Source organism: Micromonospora sp. NPDC047740 (genome assembly GCF_043204735.1).
GTDB lineage: Bacteria > Actinomycetota > Actinomycetes > Mycobacteriales > Micromonosporaceae > Micromonospora.
On record NZ_JBIDCT010000001.1, the window covers coordinates 162,355 to 176,186 of the forward strand.

At 73.9% G+C, this 13,832-nt stretch carries 11 protein-coding genes and 2 pseudogenes; 7 read left to right on the plus strand and 6 right to left on the minus strand.

Annotated elements, in window-relative coordinates; translation table 11 throughout:
* The first annotated feature begins 39 nt into the window (after positions 1 to 39).
* On the plus strand, positions 40 to 810 hold the full coding sequence (locus ACGF4F_RS00765; protein ID WP_357435891.1) for a DUF5995 family protein: 771 nt from the start codon (positions 40 to 42) through the stop codon (positions 808 to 810).
* Positions 811 to 1,011: 201 nt separating this feature from the next.
* On the opposite strand, the gene ACGF4F_RS00770 is transcribed toward ACGF4F_RS00765, so the two are convergent.
* A complete protein-coding gene (locus tag ACGF4F_RS00770) occupies positions 1,012 to 1,560 on the minus strand; it encodes a CGNR zinc finger domain-containing protein (RefSeq protein ID WP_357435890.1) in 549 nt (182 codons plus the stop codon).
* Positions 1,561 to 1,683: 123 nt separating this feature from the next.
* Between ACGF4F_RS00770 and ACGF4F_RS00775 the strand changes: the two genes are divergently transcribed.
* Both ACGF4F_RS00775 and ACGF4F_RS00780 read left to right on the plus strand, forming a co-directional pair.
* A complete protein-coding gene (locus tag ACGF4F_RS00775) occupies positions 1,684 to 2,547 on the plus strand; it encodes a hypothetical protein (RefSeq protein ID WP_357435888.1) in 864 nt (287 codons plus the stop codon).
* A 220-nt stretch (positions 2,548 to 2,767) separates the two neighbouring features.
* Positions 2,768 to 4,867 carry an amino acid transporter gene (locus ACGF4F_RS00780; RefSeq protein WP_393073596.1) on the plus strand — a complete coding sequence of 700 codons (2,100 nt, stop codon included), beginning with the start codon at positions 2,768 to 2,770 and terminating at the stop codon, positions 4,865 to 4,867.
* Between the two features lie 203 nt (positions 4,868 to 5,070).
* Here the strand turns inward: ACGF4F_RS00780 and ACGF4F_RS00785 are convergent, their stop codons facing one another.
* The 5 genes and pseudogenes from ACGF4F_RS00785 to ACGF4F_RS00805 form a co-directional block, all read right to left on the minus strand.
* Positions 5,071 to 5,277, minus strand: coding sequence for a hypothetical protein (locus ACGF4F_RS00785; RefSeq protein ID WP_073836253.1), 207 nt, complete (start codon positions 5,275 to 5,277; stop codon positions 5,071 to 5,073).
* Positions 5,278 to 5,434: 157 nt separating this feature from the next.
* The gene (locus ACGF4F_RS00790; RefSeq protein ID WP_393073599.1) at positions 5,435 to 6,637 is read right to left on the minus strand and encodes a low temperature requirement protein A; all 1,203 of its coding nucleotides are present in this window, start codon (positions 6,635 to 6,637) and stop codon (positions 5,435 to 5,437) included.
* A gap of 250 nt (positions 6,638 to 6,887) precedes the next feature.
* Entirely contained in the window at positions 6,888 to 7,628 is a 741-nt protein-coding gene (locus tag ACGF4F_RS00795; protein WP_393073602.1) for a helix-hairpin-helix domain-containing protein, read from the minus strand.
* Positions 7,629 to 7,863: 235 nt separating this feature from the next.
* Positions 7,864 to 8,205: a TcmI family type II polyketide cyclase gene (locus ACGF4F_RS00800; RefSeq protein ID WP_393073605.1), complete on the minus strand. Its 342-nt coding sequence runs from the start codon at positions 8,203 to 8,205 to the stop codon at positions 7,864 to 7,866.
* Between the two features lie 244 nt (positions 8,206 to 8,449).
* Positions 8,450 to 9,223: pseudogene (locus ACGF4F_RS00805) on the minus strand (BTAD domain-containing putative transcriptional regulator); the annotation flags it as partial.
* 421 nt (positions 9,224 to 9,644) lie between these two features.
* Here ACGF4F_RS00805 and ACGF4F_RS00810 point away from each other — a divergent pair.
* The 4 genes and pseudogenes from ACGF4F_RS00810 to ACGF4F_RS00825 all read left to right on the plus strand — a co-directional run.
* Positions 9,645 to 9,977, plus strand: coding sequence for a TcmI family type II polyketide cyclase (locus ACGF4F_RS00810; RefSeq protein ID WP_357435880.1), 333 nt, complete (start codon positions 9,645 to 9,647; stop codon positions 9,975 to 9,977).
* Positions 9,974 to 11,680 carry an acetyl-CoA carboxylase carboxyltransferase subunit alpha gene (locus tag ACGF4F_RS00815; RefSeq protein ID WP_393073608.1) on the plus strand — a complete coding sequence of 569 codons (1,707 nt, stop codon included), beginning with the start codon at positions 9,974 to 9,976 and terminating at the stop codon, positions 11,678 to 11,680. The genes ACGF4F_RS00810 and ACGF4F_RS00815 overlap by 4 nt, the downstream gene beginning before the upstream one ends.
* The gene (gene accB, locus ACGF4F_RS00820) at positions 11,677 to 12,153 is read left to right on the plus strand and encodes an acetyl-CoA carboxylase biotin carboxyl carrier protein (RefSeq protein WP_357435876.1); all 477 of its coding nucleotides are present in this window, start codon (positions 11,677 to 11,679) and stop codon (positions 12,151 to 12,153) included. The genes ACGF4F_RS00815 and accB overlap by 4 nt, the downstream gene beginning before the upstream one ends.
* Positions 12,153 to 13,493, plus strand: a pseudogene (locus tag ACGF4F_RS00825) (acetyl/propionyl/methylcrotonyl-CoA carboxylase subunit alpha); the annotation flags it as partial. The gene accB and the pseudogene ACGF4F_RS00825, both read left to right, overlap by 1 nt.
* Positions 13,494 to 13,832 lie beyond the last annotated feature (339 nt).

Consider the following 13,832-nt stretch of genomic DNA (forward strand, 5'->3'; position numbering starts at 1 on the left):
CCGTGGCGCCCCGCGGCGTTTCGGCACAGTGGAGGAGAGATGACTGAACCGGTCTGGGGTCCTGTGCACCAGGACATCGTCGGGTTGCTCGCCGACCACCCTGCCGACGTGCCGGCGGTCGTCGACCACCTCACCAAGCTCCAGGACATGCTGGTCCGGCTGCCTCCGCTCGAGGAGAGCTGCCCCCTCGCCGACTTCAACAAGCTCTACCTGGTCATCACCAGCACCGTTCTCGACGGCCTCTACGACGACCGGTTCGCCGACTCGGTCTTCCTAGCCCGGCTGGACGTGGAGTTCGCCACCCGCTACTTCGACGCGTTGCGGTACTGGACCGAGTCCAGCCCGAACACGCCGAAGGCGTGGGCCTGCCTGTTCCAGCGGATGCGCGGCCCGGACGCCCGGCCGCTGCCGTCCGCCGCGGCCGGGGTCAACGCGCACATCAACTACGACCTGCCGTTCGCGCTGGTCACCACGTTCGACAGCCTGGAGTCCGAGCCGGTCGATGGCAGCGAGCAGCACCGCGACTACCTGGAGATCAACAACATCTTCGCCGAGAAGATCCCGGGGCTGCGCCGCGGCTACCTGGACAACTGGCAGTTGATGATCGACATGCTGAACGGCGAGATCGACGACTGGTACCAGGGTGAACTGGTGGAGTACACCCGGAACGTGGCCTGGCGCAACGCGCAGAAGATCTGGCGCTGCCGGCACGATCCGGAGGCCCGCGAGTGTGAGCGGACGCGGCTGGACGACAATGCCGCGCTGCTCGGCCGGCTGCTGCTCTCGCCCCTCGGGGCGTTCCTGCAGTAGCCGGGACGGGGGGTCCCCGCGCTCCGGAGTCCAGGGGGGCGGAGCGCGGGGACGCCGTCCCGCCGCCGGACGGTGAGGACTTCATCCAGCCACCACGACGTGGCGCCGCGGCATCTGGTCCGGTCCGCCCGTGGCCGGTGTTGATCTTTTACTGGGCCGGCGCCTAGCTGGACCGGTGGACCGCCGCGCTGGCGTGACGGCTCAGCCGCGCCGGGTCCGGTTCCGGTACGCCGCTGCGGCGGCCCGGTTGTTGCACAGTTCGCAGCAGTAGCGCTGCCGGCCCGCCCGGGTCCGGTCGAGGTAGGGCGCCCGGCAGGGGTCGGCGGCGCAGACGCCGAACCGGTCCGTCCCGCCGGTCGTGGCGGCCCGGGCCAGGGCTCCGGTGACGGTGGCGGCGAACGGCCCGATCGGGCCGGGCCGGGGCAGCGGGGTCAGCCGCAGCGTGCCGTCCGGGCTGGCCTCGACCGCCGTCCCGGCGCTGACCTCGGTCAGCACCTCGTTGAGGGTGGCCACCCGGGCGGCCGGGTCGGGAGCGGCGAAGACCTGGTAGAGCCGTGTCCGCAGCTCCCGCAGCCGGGGCAGGTCGGCGTCGCCCAGCGGTTCGGTCAGCTCGGTGAGGCCGAGTTCCCGGCCGGCGGCCCGGAGCCGGGCGACGGAGAGCTGGTCGACCGGGTCCTGGAGCACCCAGTAGCTGTGCAGCAGCGCGACGGCCAGCCGCAGCGCCGGCTCCAGGGGTGGCACCGCGCTCATCCGCGCCCGCTCCGCCGTCCGGTTGCCGACACGCCCGCCGTCCTTCCCCGCTTGACCTACCGCCGCCTGCCATCCTACCGTCATCAGCTGTAAAACGCGTTTAAAAACTTATGGAGGTGTGTGGTGCGACGACTACCCGCACTCGTGTCCACGGCCGTGCTGCTGGTCACCGGCGCGTTCGTCAGCGCCGGCGGGGCGCACGCGCAGGCTCCGACCGACGCCGCGAGCGCCGGGGGACACCGGGCCGCCGTGCTGGTCCGGGACATCGAGATCCCGGTGCCCGGGCAGCCGGCCGTCCGGGCGTACCTGGTGCGGCCGCAGGGGTCCGGCGCCGGGCTGGCCGGCGTGCTGAACCTGCACTGGTTCGAGCCGGGCCGGGTCAACCAGGACCGCACCGAGTTCCTCGCCGAGGCGACCGCCCTGGCCGGGCGCGGGGTGGTCTCGCTGCTGCCCCAGCTCACCTTCCCGTGGGCGGGCGACCCGGTCGGCGACGCGCGGGACCGGGCCGCGGTGACCGCCCAGCTCGACGCGGTGCGGCACGCGTACCGGCGGCTGCTCGCCGAGCCCGGCGTCGACCGGACCCGCACCGCCGTGGTCGGCCACGACTACGGCGCGATGTACGCCGTCGACCTCGCCGCCGGCGAGCCGGGGCTGCGCACGGCAGTGCTCCTCGCGCCGGACACCACCTGGGCGAACTGGTTCGACCTGTACTGGCTCCAGCTGCCGGAGGGGGAGCAGGCGGCATACCGGGCGGTCTTCGCCGGGCTGGACCCGGTGGACCTGGTGGGGCGGCTCGGCGCCGGGGCGTACCTCCAGTTCGCCGGCGCGGACCGGTTCGTCGGCCCGGCGACCCGCGCGGCCTTCGCCGACGCCGCACCGCAGGCCCGGGTGTCGCTCTATCCGCGCGAGGAGCACGACCTGGGCGCGACCAGCGTCCGCGACGACCGGCTGGCCTGGCTCGCCGACCGGCTGGACCTGCGTGACTGACGACAGCGGGCGGGGGCCGGCCGGCCCGGGGGCGGCCGGCCGGTCCCGGCCCGCGGGATGGGCGGGCCCGGGCGCGGTGCCGACCACCGGGCCGTGGCCGGACCGGTGAGCCGCCGGGCGGCACCGTTCCGCCGCCCGGCCGATCTTGTCCGGGTTGCCGAGTTCGCCGGTCGGTGCTGCGGGTACCGCCTACCGTCGGGTCAGGCGCCGAGGGGTGGACATGACGGACGGGCGGGACGGGCCGCGACGCAGGCGGGGGCGGCGGGGCAACGCGGGGCGCGGTGACGAGCGCGGACTCGACGCCGCCGGCGACCGGGACCGCGCCCCGGGCCCCGGCCGGACGCCGGCGCGGATCCCGGAGTGCGTGCCGAGCCACACCCGGCCGGCGGAGCCGCCCAACCGGCTGAGCCGGTGGCTGTTCCAGCACCGGGTGCATCCGGTCGGCCCGGAGACGCTCGAGCCGGAGGCTCGGGCCCACCCCTGGTGGCAGGTGATGTGCCTGACCGGCGTGGACTACTTCTCCACCCTCTCCTACCTGCCCGGCATCGCCGCCCTGGCGGCCGGTGTGCTCTCCCCGGTGGCCACCCTGCTGATCGTGGCGCTGACCCTGTTCGGGATGCTGCCGATGTACCGGCGGGTGGCCCGGGAGAGCCCGCACGGGCAGGGCTCCGTGGCCATGCTGGAGCGGCTGCTGCCGTTCTGGCGGGGGAAGATCTTCGTACTCATCCTGCTCGGCTTCGTCGCCACCTCGTGGATCATCACGATCACCCTCTCCGCCGCGGACGCCACTGTGCACCTGCTGGAGAACCCCAAGCTGCCGGCGTCGGTCCCGCACGGCGCCACGGCGGCGGTGCTGGTGACGGTCGTGCTCCTGCTCATCCTCGGCGGCGTGTTCCTGATGGGCTTCAGCGAGGCGGTGCAGGTCGCCATCCCCCTGGTCGCGGTCTTCCTCGCGCTCAACGCGGTGGTCGTGGTGGTCGGGCTCGGTCAGGTGGCGGCCCACCCGGAGGTGCTGAACGGCTGGCTCGAACTCCTCACCGCCCAGGTCACCAACGTCAGCGACCTGGTGGGGCCGGCCGTGCTGGCGTTCCCGCTGCTGGTGCTGGGCCTGTCCGGCTTCGAGACCGGGGTCAGCATGGAGCCGCTGGTCCGGGGCCGGGGCGCCGACCCGCAGGAGCGGCTCCGGTCCCGGATCCGGAACACCCGCAAGCTGCTCACCGCCGCGGCGCTCATCATGTCCGTCTACCTGGTCACGACCACCTTCGTCACCACCGTGCTGATCCCGGCGAAGGAGTTCCAGCCCGGTGGGGCGGCCAACGGGCGGGCGCTGGCCTTCCTGGCCCACGAGCACCTGGGCGAGGGGTTCGGCACCGTCTACGACATCAGCAGCATCCTCATCCTCTGGTTCGCCGGCGCCTCGGCGATGGCCGGCCTGATCAACATCGTGCCGCGTTACCTGCCGGACTACGGCATGGCGCCCGAGTGGGGCCGCGCGGTCCGTCCCGTGGTCCTCGTCTACACGCTGATCAGCATCGCCATCACGGTGGCCTTCCGCGCCGACGTGAACGCCCAGGCCGGGGCGTACGCGACGGGGATCCTGGCGATGATGTTCTCCGGCGCGATCGCGGTGGCCATCTCGGCGCTCCGCGCCCGGCACCGGGTCGCCGCGGCCGGCTTCATGGTGCTCACCGTGGTGCTGCTCTACGCGCTGCTGGCGAACGTCATCGAGAAGCCGGACGGCATCACGATCTCCGCGTTCTTCATCCTCGGCATCGTGGTGGTCTCGCTGGTCTCCCGGGTCACCCGTACGACTGAGCTGCGCGCCGCGCAGATCGAGTTCGACGAGCCGGCGCGGCGGTTCATCGCCGACTCGCTGGCGAACGACGGCCGGCTGCACCTGGTCGCGAACAAGCGGCAGAGCGGGACGGTGCAGGAATACCGGGCCAAGGAGCGGGCGCAGCGGGCGATCAATCCGGTGCCGGGCAAGGCCGACGTCCTCTTCCTCGAGATCGACGTGATCGATCCGTCGCAGTTCAGTCAGGTGCTGCGGGTGCACGGGGTGGAGGTGGACGGGTACCGGGTGCTGCGGGCCGGCAGCCCGGCCGTGCCGAACGCGATCGCGGCGATCCTGCTCGCGCTCCGGGACGCCACCGGGGTACGCCCGCACGCCCACTTCGAGTGGTCGGAGGGAAATCCGCTCGCGCATCTGCTGCGCTACCTGATCCTCGGCCGGGGGGACACCCCGCCGGTGGTCCGGGAGATCATCCGCAAGGCCGAGCCCGACCCCGCCCACCGCCCCGGCATCCACGTCGGCGGCTGAGGCGGCGTGTTCAGCCGGGCGTGCGGCGGAGCGCCCCAGGCCGCCGGCGAGAAACTCGTGGGCGGCTGCCCGTCCCGGCCGACACCGGCCAACGCCCCCGCAGGCCAGCCTCCTAGGACGCCGTACGGAGGGTGACGGCGCCCGCGCCGGACCCGAAGCGGCCCGCGCCGCGGGGAGCGGGCGCGGGCCGGAAGGGGAGTGGCCTACTTCGAGGGCTCGGGGAGCGTGCAGTCCACCTTGGGGTTAGCGCCGATGTAGTTCAGCGGACCGGCCACGATGGTGACCAGAATGGTGCCGGCCTCGGCGCAGTTCTTGTCGTCGTTGCTGTAGTAGCCGCGCTGACCGGCGGCGATCGCGCCGATGATGAGCCAGATGACGACCAGGACGCCGAGTATCGAGGTGCCGCGCATGGGGTGCCTCCACGGGGTTGTGGCTGATTCGAGAGGTGGGGTCCCTGTACCCCGGGCGGGTGAGTGCCCAAACGGTGCCGCGAGACCGGCCCGGCCGATTTCGACCATCGCGGCCCCCGGTGGCGGCCCGCAGCGGCGCCGCTCACGGCACGCCGGCTCAGGTCGGCGGGGCCGGGTCCTCCGGCGGCCGGCCCCGGCTGCGCAGATGGTCGGCGACGGCCACGCCGGCCAGCACCAGCATGGCGCCGAGCGCGGCGCACAGCGGCGGCAGGAACAGCACCGCCGGCGCGATGGTGAGCAGGGCGAGCAGCCCGCCGGGGCGGGACAGCGACACCCGGCTGAACACCTCGTACTCGAAGACGCTGCGGCCGACCAGGAACATCGCCGGCCCGCCGAGGATGACCGCCGCCCAGGCCGGCGGCGTACGCCCTGTCGGCTCGTGCAGCACCAGGTCGAAGCCGGCCGCGGTGGTCACCACCCCGGCCACCATCAGCAGGTGGGTGTAGGGCGCGGTGTTCAGGAACCGGCTCGGCTGCTTCGACTGGGAGATGGCCTGCGGCAGCAGCTCACCGGACTTGTGCACGTAGATCCGCCAGAGCAGCAGGGTGGTGACGAAGGCGACCCCGAACGCGGCGATGTTTTCCGCCTCCGAATGGTGGAGGCTGAACATCGTGCCGGTGACCAGGATGGCGTCGCCGAGGGCGATGATGAAGAACTGTTGGTAGCGCTCGGACAGGTGCTCGGCGGTTACCTCCCGTTGCGAGTCGGGCACCACCCCGAGTCCGGGCACCGGGTACGCGAGCCGGAAGCCGAGATAGTCGATGCCCAACGCCAGTGCCCAGAACGCCTGCCGGGCGTCCTCCGACAGCACGGCCCCGACCAGCCAGGGGACGGCGGAGACCGCGAACCAGAGGAAGACCCGCGTCGCCCGACGTCGGGTCGGCCCGTCGTGCCGGACCGCCGGCATGAGGAAGAGCCCGCGTCCAAGGTGGATGGCCACGTACGTACCGGCGAAGACCAGGCCTCGGGTGCCGAAGGCGTCCGGGACGGCGGTGGTCATCAGCAGCGCGCCGAACATCACCACGGCGATCAGCAGCTTGATCTGTGGGCGCTGCGGGTCGTACATGTCGGTGACCAGGGTGGTGATGGCCCAGGTCCACCAGATCGCCATCAGTATGAGCAGGGACTGGAACGCCCGCTCCCAGCTGACCTCGGTGACCAGGCCACGCGAGATGAGGGCGAGCGCGACCACGTAGACCAGGTCGAAGAAGAGCTCCAGCAGGGTCACCCGGCGGGAGGACTCGGGATCGCGGACCGGGGCCTGCCGGTGGGCGGGCTGCTCCGGCGTTGCGGAGGGCACGAACTGCTCCTGCGGTGGCGGGATCGGCGCGGCGGGCCGTCCGGCCCTTCACCGACGGTAGCCATGGCCGTCCTGACCCGTGTCCGTTTTCGTGCTTTCCGGGGCACCGTTCCGGGGGCGGTGTCGACGCCGCTGGCCGGGGCGGGACGCGCCGGGCGGCTGCTGACGCCGTTCCGGCCGGCGCTGGTGCGGGCCGGTGGTGACAGAGCGTCACCACCGGCCCGGGGTGTTCAAGCGGTGGCGGGGCCGCTCAGGGCAGCACCGCCTCGGCCTCGGCGCGGGCGCCGGCCAGCACCTTCGCCTGCTGCGGCCAGGTCGCCACGCTCGGCGCGGCGCGCAGGCCGGCGGCCTTGATGGTCTCCCGCAGCGCCGCTTCGTCCAGCTCGGCGAGCTGCTGGTAGGTGCGGATGCCGGCGGCCTGGAGCGCGGCGGCCATCTTCGGTCCGATGCCCTGGATCTGCCGGAAGTCGTCGGCGGCCTGGTCGGCCGGCGCGGCGACCGGGGCCGCGGCGGGTTCCGCCGCGGCCGTGGTGGTGTTCTCGACCGAGGCGCGCGGCGCGGGGATGGTCACCGGGGTGGCCGGCTCCGCGGCCGGCGCGACCGGCTCGACCTCGGTGGTGGCGGGCTCGGTCTCGATGGCCGCCGGCTCGGCCTTGACGGTGACCGGTGCGGCCTCGGCGGGCTGGTCGGCCGGGGCGGAGCCGGCCGATTCGGCGGACAGTGGGGCGGTGGCCTCGACGGCCGGATTGGCGACCGGAGGAGCGTCCTGCTCGGCCGGGGTCGGCTCCTCGGTCACCGCGGCGGGCGCCGGGACCTCGTCGACGACCGCGGCGGGCCGTTCCTGGTCACTGGTGGCGGTCGCGGGGTCACCCTCCACCGTGGGCGCTGCCGGGCCGGCGGTGGTGCGGCCGCCGGCCAGCACCCGCCAGATCACCAGGCCCGCCACCACAGCCAGGATCACGACCAGCCATAGCCCGAAACTCGACTGCACGGCCAATCTCCTCCTCAGTACGTGAACGACAGTCGTGAGAAAACTCGGGGCAGCTTCGCACACGTACGTCGGGGATGACAGGGCGGTCCGCGGCTTTCGTCGCTGGTGGGACGGTTCGTGCCGAACGGTGGTGGTGGGATGACTGAGCGTGTGCCGCAGCAGGGGCGGGGACGCCCCGGACCCTGGTGCCTGATGGGGTCCAGGCCGCCCGGTCACGGCGCCGCCGCGGGTGCGGTCAGCGGATCGGTGTGCGGGCTCCGGTGGCGTCCCAGCTGTAGAAGCAGCCGGCGACGGCCTCCCGTGGGGAGTGCCAGGTCGGCAGGTACGGCGACGTGTGCGCGGACAGTCGCTGGTTGACCTGCTCGAAGAGTGGGTGGTTGCGGACGCCGGCCGCCGCGTCCGGGTCGACGTCGGTGGTCTCCATCAGGTGGACGCACAGGTCGTGCAGGCTGTACAGCGACCGGTGCCGGACGCCGGTCAGGATGGGCAGCTCGGTCGCGTCGGACTCGGCGAAGATCTGCGCGACCCGTCCCTCCGCGCCCGGCACGATCCGGCTGACGACCAACAGTCGACTCATCGGGACCCCTCTCGCCGGCGGTGCCGCCGTCCCGCGCAGCCGGGCGTCGGACACCGTGTGCGCTCACATTGCCCGGTCGAGTGTCAACTGCTCGTCACGATCGGTCACTGTTCGGTGATGGTTGTCGTGACGCCGTCGCTGCGGCCGCACCGTCGGTTGTGTCCGGTGAGCGCGAGCCGGGTGCGGTGGGCGCGGTCGGTCCGCGGTGCGCGGGTGGGCCGGACGGCCGGCCGGGCGGGTTGCCCCGGTCGGATCGTCGGGACGGTGGCTCGTGCCGCGAGGCGCGCCGGATCGGGGCGAGGGTGTCGTCGAGCAGCGCGCACATCGCGGGGGACGGTTCCAGGCGCAGTTCGCGCAGCAGCAGGTCGCGGTAGACGTAGAAGGCGTGCACCGCCTCGAAGGCGTTGCCCTCGGCGAGGTGGATGCGGACCACGAGGCGGTGCGGGGTCTCCCGGAGTGGTTCGGCGGCCATCGCTTCCAGGGCCGCCTCCAGGGCCTCGCCGTGCCGGCCGGCGGCAAGGTGGTTGCCGGCGAGTTCCTCCAGCATGTGCAGCCGCAGTTGGCGCAGCCGTTCGCGTTCCAGCAGCACCCAGTCGTCGTACCAGCCGGGGAGCAGGTCGTGGCGTCCGGAGCTGGCGGCCCCGCGGGGCGTCTCGCGGTCGCGGACGCGGGCGGCGGTGTCGACCAGTTCGTCGACGTCGAGGTGGACGGTGTCGCCGAGCCGGACGGTGTCACCGTCGGTCAGCAGCGGGCAGCAGGGGTCCTGCCGCAACCGCCACAGGGCGGTACGCAGCGACGACAGCGCTCGTTCCTCGGAGGTTTCCGGCCACAGCAGGCCGGCCAGGTGGCTGCGGGTGGCGCCGGGTCGTAGCCCGATCAGGGCGATGACGCGTTGCAGTCCGCGGGGCACCACCACCGGCACGTCGTCGTGCAGCAACCGGAAGCCGCCGAGCAGGTGCAACGACACCGGTGACGCGGACGGATCCTCTGCCGCCGGCGTCCTCGATTCACCGGTCACGGGCGCACCCCCTGCACCGGAACCTTCGTTCCGACTGTCCTGTGTTGCCCGGCGCGGTGCCCGCGACCCCGGTGTCGGAACGGCTCCCGCCGCGGCGGCTGACGCCGCTGCAGCCGGGCTGACCGCAACGAACGTTACCAACTATGATTACTCTGGGTCAACAGTCATGGTGTCAAATGCGACTGTCCACACTCCGCGCGAAAACTGGCGCTGAACTGCGAAAAAGTGTCGGAATGAGTTCGCGGAAGTCGATCTTCTGATAGCTCGCGCACAGGATGCGTCAACGCAGCGTCACGACATTCCGCCTCGGATGGCCCGCAGGTGACGCCCCGTTGACGGTGTCGGCGAGACGGTGACTGAGTCGTCCGGCGGGACCGGCCGCGCCATGCGCCGGGTTCGCGCACCCAAGGGGAGGCTCTCCATGGACCGTTCACTCATCGTCGCCAAGGTGGTGCCGACCGCCGAGGATCGGGTCGCCGAGATCTTCGCCGCGTCCGACGCGACCGAACTGCCCGGTGTGGTCGGCGTCCGCCACCGGTCGCTCTACCGGCTGCACGACCTCTACGTCCATCTCCTGGAGACGGAGCGGCCGGCCGACGGCGCGGTGGAGGACGCCCGCGGGCATCCCGAGTTCATCCGGGTCAGCGAGCGGCTGCGGCCGTACATCTCGCCGTATCTGCCGGACTGGCGCTCACCGCGGGACGCCATGGCCCACTGCTTCTACCGGTACGACGCGCCCGGGCGGCGGCCGTGACCACCACCGCGCCCCAGGACGAGCAGCTCTGGTCACGCTGCGACGGCTGCGCCTCGCTGCTGTACCGCAAGCGGTTGCGCCGCAACCTGGACGTCTGCCCGGAGTGCGGCTCGCACGCCCGGCTGGACGCTCCGGACCGGGTGGCGCAGCTGGTCGACCCGGACTCGTTCGTCCCGCTGCCGGAGCGGGCCGTCCAGGTCGACCCGATCGAGTTCGTCGACGCGGTGCCGTACCCGCACCGGCTCGGCGCGGCCCGCGTCGCCACCGGGCTGGACGAGGCGGTGCTCTGCGGCACCGCGCGCATCGGCGGTCATCCGGTGGCGCTGGCGGTGATGGACTTCCGCTTCCTCGGCGGCAGCCTCGGCTGCGCGGTCGGGGAGCTGATCACCCTGACCGCCGAGCGGGCGCTTGCCGAGGCGGTGCCGCTGGTGCTGGTCACCGCCTCCGGCGGAGCCCGGATGCAGGAGGGGGCGCTGTCGTTGATGCAGATGGCCACGGTCAGCCAGGCCCTCGCCGGGCTGCGCGAGGCGGGCCTGCTGACCGTCAGCGTCCTCACCGACCCCACCTACGGCGGGGTGGCCGCGTCCTACGCCACCAACACCGACGTGGTGCTCGCCGAGAGCGGCGCCCGGATGGGCTTCGCCGGCCCCCGGGTGATCCGGCAGGTCACCGGCGCCGCGCTGCCCGAGGGCTTCCAGACCGCCGAGTTCCTGCTGCGGCACGGGCAGATCGACATGGTGGTGCCCCGGCACGCGCTGCGCGGCCGGCTGACCACGCTGCTCGCCGCGGCGCACGCGGCCCGCCGGCGGGTGCCCGTACCCCGGCAGGTGCCGGCGCCGCGGCCGGCGACCGGGGGCGGCAGCGCCGTGCCCGCGACGGCGGCCGGCCCGGAGCGGGACGCCTGGGCGACGGTACGCACGGCCCGGCACCCCGGCCGGCCCACCACGCTGGACTACCTGGACACCGCCTTCGACGGCTTCGTCGAGCTGCACGGCGACCGGCTCGGCGCGGACTGCCCGGCCATCGTCGGTGGCCTGGCCCGGCTCGACGGCCGGCCGGTGATGGTGCTCGGCCACCAGAAGGGGCACACCACCGCCGAGCTGGTGGCACACAACTTCGGCATGGCCAGCCCGGCCGGGCACCGCAAGGCGTTGCGGCTGATGCGGCTCGCAGCCCGGCTCGGCCTGCCGGTGGTGACCCTGGTGGACACCCCGGGCGCCGACCCGGGGGTGAGCGCGGAGCAGCAGGGGCAGGCGGCGGCGATCGCCGAGAACATCCTCGCGCTGAGCATGCTGCCCACCCCGGTCGTCGCGGTGGTCACCGGCGAGGGCGGCAGCGGCGGGGCGCTCGCCCTCGCGGTGGCCGACCGGGTGCTCATGCTCGAACGCGCCGTCTATTCGGTGATCAGCCCGGAGGGCTGCGCCGCGATCCTCTGGCCGGACAGCTCCGCCGCGCCGCAGGCGGCCCGCGCGCTGCGGCTCACCGCCACCGACCTGTGCCGGCTCGGGGTGGTCGACGAGGTGGTGCCGGAGCCGGCGCAGGCCGCGCACGGCGACCCGGCGGGCGCGGCCGAGCTGCTGGGCCGGGCGGTGGCGGCGAATCTCGCCCCGTTGCTCGACGTGCCGCCGGCCACCCTGGTCCGCCGCCGCCGGCAGCGGTTCCGTCGCTTCGGCGCGGCCCGCGCCGTGGGGGTTACCCGATGAGCGCCGGCGCCCGACCCGACGAGGTGCTGGACGGGCTGCGCCGGCACGCCCGCAAGCTGGTCGCCGAGCTGGCCGGCCCGGTGCGCCGGGTCCGGCTGCGCAGCGGCGAGAACGTGCTGGAGGTGGAGTGGCACGGTCCGGCCCAGGCGGCGCCCGCGCCGCGCGCCGATGCCGAGCCGGTCGCGGAACCGGCCACCGAGCCGGTGTCCGCGCCGGACCGGCTGGCCGTGCGGGCGCCCGTGGTGGGCACCTTCTACCGCGCCCCGGAACCGGGCGCCGCTCCCTTCGTCGCCGTCGGCGACCTGGTCCGGCCGGGCCAGGTGGTCGGCATCGTCGAGGCCATGAAGTTGATGAACGAGGTGACCGCCGACCAGGCCGGACGGGTGGTCGAGATGCTGGTCGAGGACGGCAAGCCCGTCGAGTACGACCAGCCGCTGGTCGCCCTGGAACCGCTCGCCACGCGAGGAAGCTGATGTTCGACAAGGTGCTGATCGCCAACCGGGGTGAGATCGCGCTGCGGGTCCTGCGGGCCTGCCGGGAGCTGGGAGTGCGTACCGTGGTGGTGCACTCCACCGCTGACGCCGACTCGTTGCCCGTGCGGCTGGCCGACGAGACAGTCCGGATCGGACCGGCAGCGAGCCGGCAGAGCTACCTGAACGCCGCGGCGATCGTCGAGGCCGCCCGGCAGACCGGTGCGCAGGCCGTGCATCCCGGCTACGGGTTTCTCTCCGAGGACGCCGACTTCGCCGAGATCTGCGCGGCCAACGGGCTGACGTTCGTCGGCCCGCCGCCGGAGGTGATGTCGGCGCTGGCCGACAAGTCCACCGCCCGGGCGCTGATGAGCAAGGCGGGACTGCCGCTGCCGCCGGGCGCCGTGCAGACCCTGCCGACGGTCGCCGACGCGTTGGAGGTGGCCGCCGAGGTGGGCTACCCGGTGATCATCAAGGCGGCGGCCGGCGGCGGCGGGCGCGGCATGACCGTGGTGCACGGGGCGGCCGAGTTGCCCCGCGCGTACGCGCGTACCCGCGCCGCCGCCCAGGTCGCCTTTGGCGACGACCGGGTGTACGTCGAGCGCTACCTCGCCGACGCCCGGCACGTCGAGGTGCAGGTGCTCTGCGACGGCCACGGCAACGGGGTGCACCTGGGCACCCGGGACTGCTCGGTGCAGCGGCGCCACCAGAAGCTGATCGAGGAGGCGCCCGCGCCGGCGCTGCGGCAGTCCACCCTGGACACGCTCGCGGAGACCGCACTGCGCGGCGTCCTGTCGGTCGGCTTCACCGGCGCCGGGACCGTCGAGTTCCTGGTCGACGGGGCGGAACAGGGCCACTTCCTGGAGATCAACTGCCGGATCCAGGTCGAGCACCCGGTGACCGAGCTGGTGACCGGCGTGGACCTGGTGCACGAGCAGTTGCACATCGCCGCCGGTACGCCGCTGCGGCTGCGGCAGGAGGACATCCGGCTGCGCGGGGTGGCCGTCGAGGCGCGGGTCAACGTGGAGGACCCGGACCGGGACTTCGCGCCCGCGCCCGGCCGGCTCGACCGGTTCCGGCCACCCGGCGGCCCGTTCACCCGGGTCGACACCCACGGCCATCCCGGCTATCTGGTCAGCCCGCACTACGACTCGCTGCTGGCCAAGGTCGCGGTCTGGGCGCCGGACCGGGACGGCGCGCTCGACCGCCTCGACCGCGCGCTCGGCGAGTTCGAGGTGACCGGGCCGGGTGTCCGCACCACCATCCCGTTCGTCCGGCGGGTGCTGCGCGACCCGGCGTTCCGCCGGGGCCGCCACACCACCGGCCTGGTCGACCGGCTGCTCACCGCCCCTGTCGAGGGGGCCGCGCCCGATGCCCCGCCGGCCACCGCTGCCACGCCCGCCCCCGCCGCCACGCCCATCGGCGGCACGGTGCCCGCCGAGGGCGGCGCGCCGCGCGTGGCCGGCCCCGCCAACGGCACGGTGCCCGCCGAGGGCGGCGCGCCGCGCGTGGCCGGTCCCGCCAACGGCACGGTGCCCGCCGAGGGCACCGCGCCCGCCGTCGGGGCCGCCGGCCACGTGGCCGGGAACGGCGGGCAGGGCGGGCCCGCCGCCGACGGCGGGCCGGATTCCGACCGCGCCACCCCCGTGCCCGCTGATCCCGTGTTCGTCACCCGTGCCGAG

Bases quoted from the DNA above. Each gene is read 5' to 3' on its own strand.
- ACGF4F_RS00765 (WP_357435891.1), top strand. From the start codon at position 40: ATGACTGAACCGGTCTGGGGTCCTGTGCACCAGGACATCGTCGGGTTG.
- ACGF4F_RS00770 (WP_357435890.1), bottom strand. From the start codon at position 1,560: ATGAGCGCGGTGCCACCCCTGGAGCCGGCGCTGCGGCTGGCCGTCGCG.
- ACGF4F_RS00780 (WP_393073596.1), top strand. From the start codon at position 2,768: ATGACGGACGGGCGGGACGGGCCGCGACGCAGGCGGGGGCGGCGGGGC.
- ACGF4F_RS00785 (WP_073836253.1), bottom strand. From the start codon at position 5,277: ATGCGCGGCACCTCGATACTCGGCGTCCTGGTCGTCATCTGGCTCATC.
- ACGF4F_RS00800 (WP_393073605.1), bottom strand. From the start codon at position 8,205: ATGAGTCGACTGTTGGTCGTCAGCCGGATCGTGCCGGGCGCGGAGGGA.
- ACGF4F_RS00810 (WP_357435880.1), top strand. From the start codon at position 9,645: ATGGACCGTTCACTCATCGTCGCCAAGGTGGTGCCGACCGCCGAGGAT.
- accB (WP_357435876.1), top strand. From the start codon at position 11,677: ATGAGCGCCGGCGCCCGACCCGACGAGGTGCTGGACGGGCTGCGCCGG.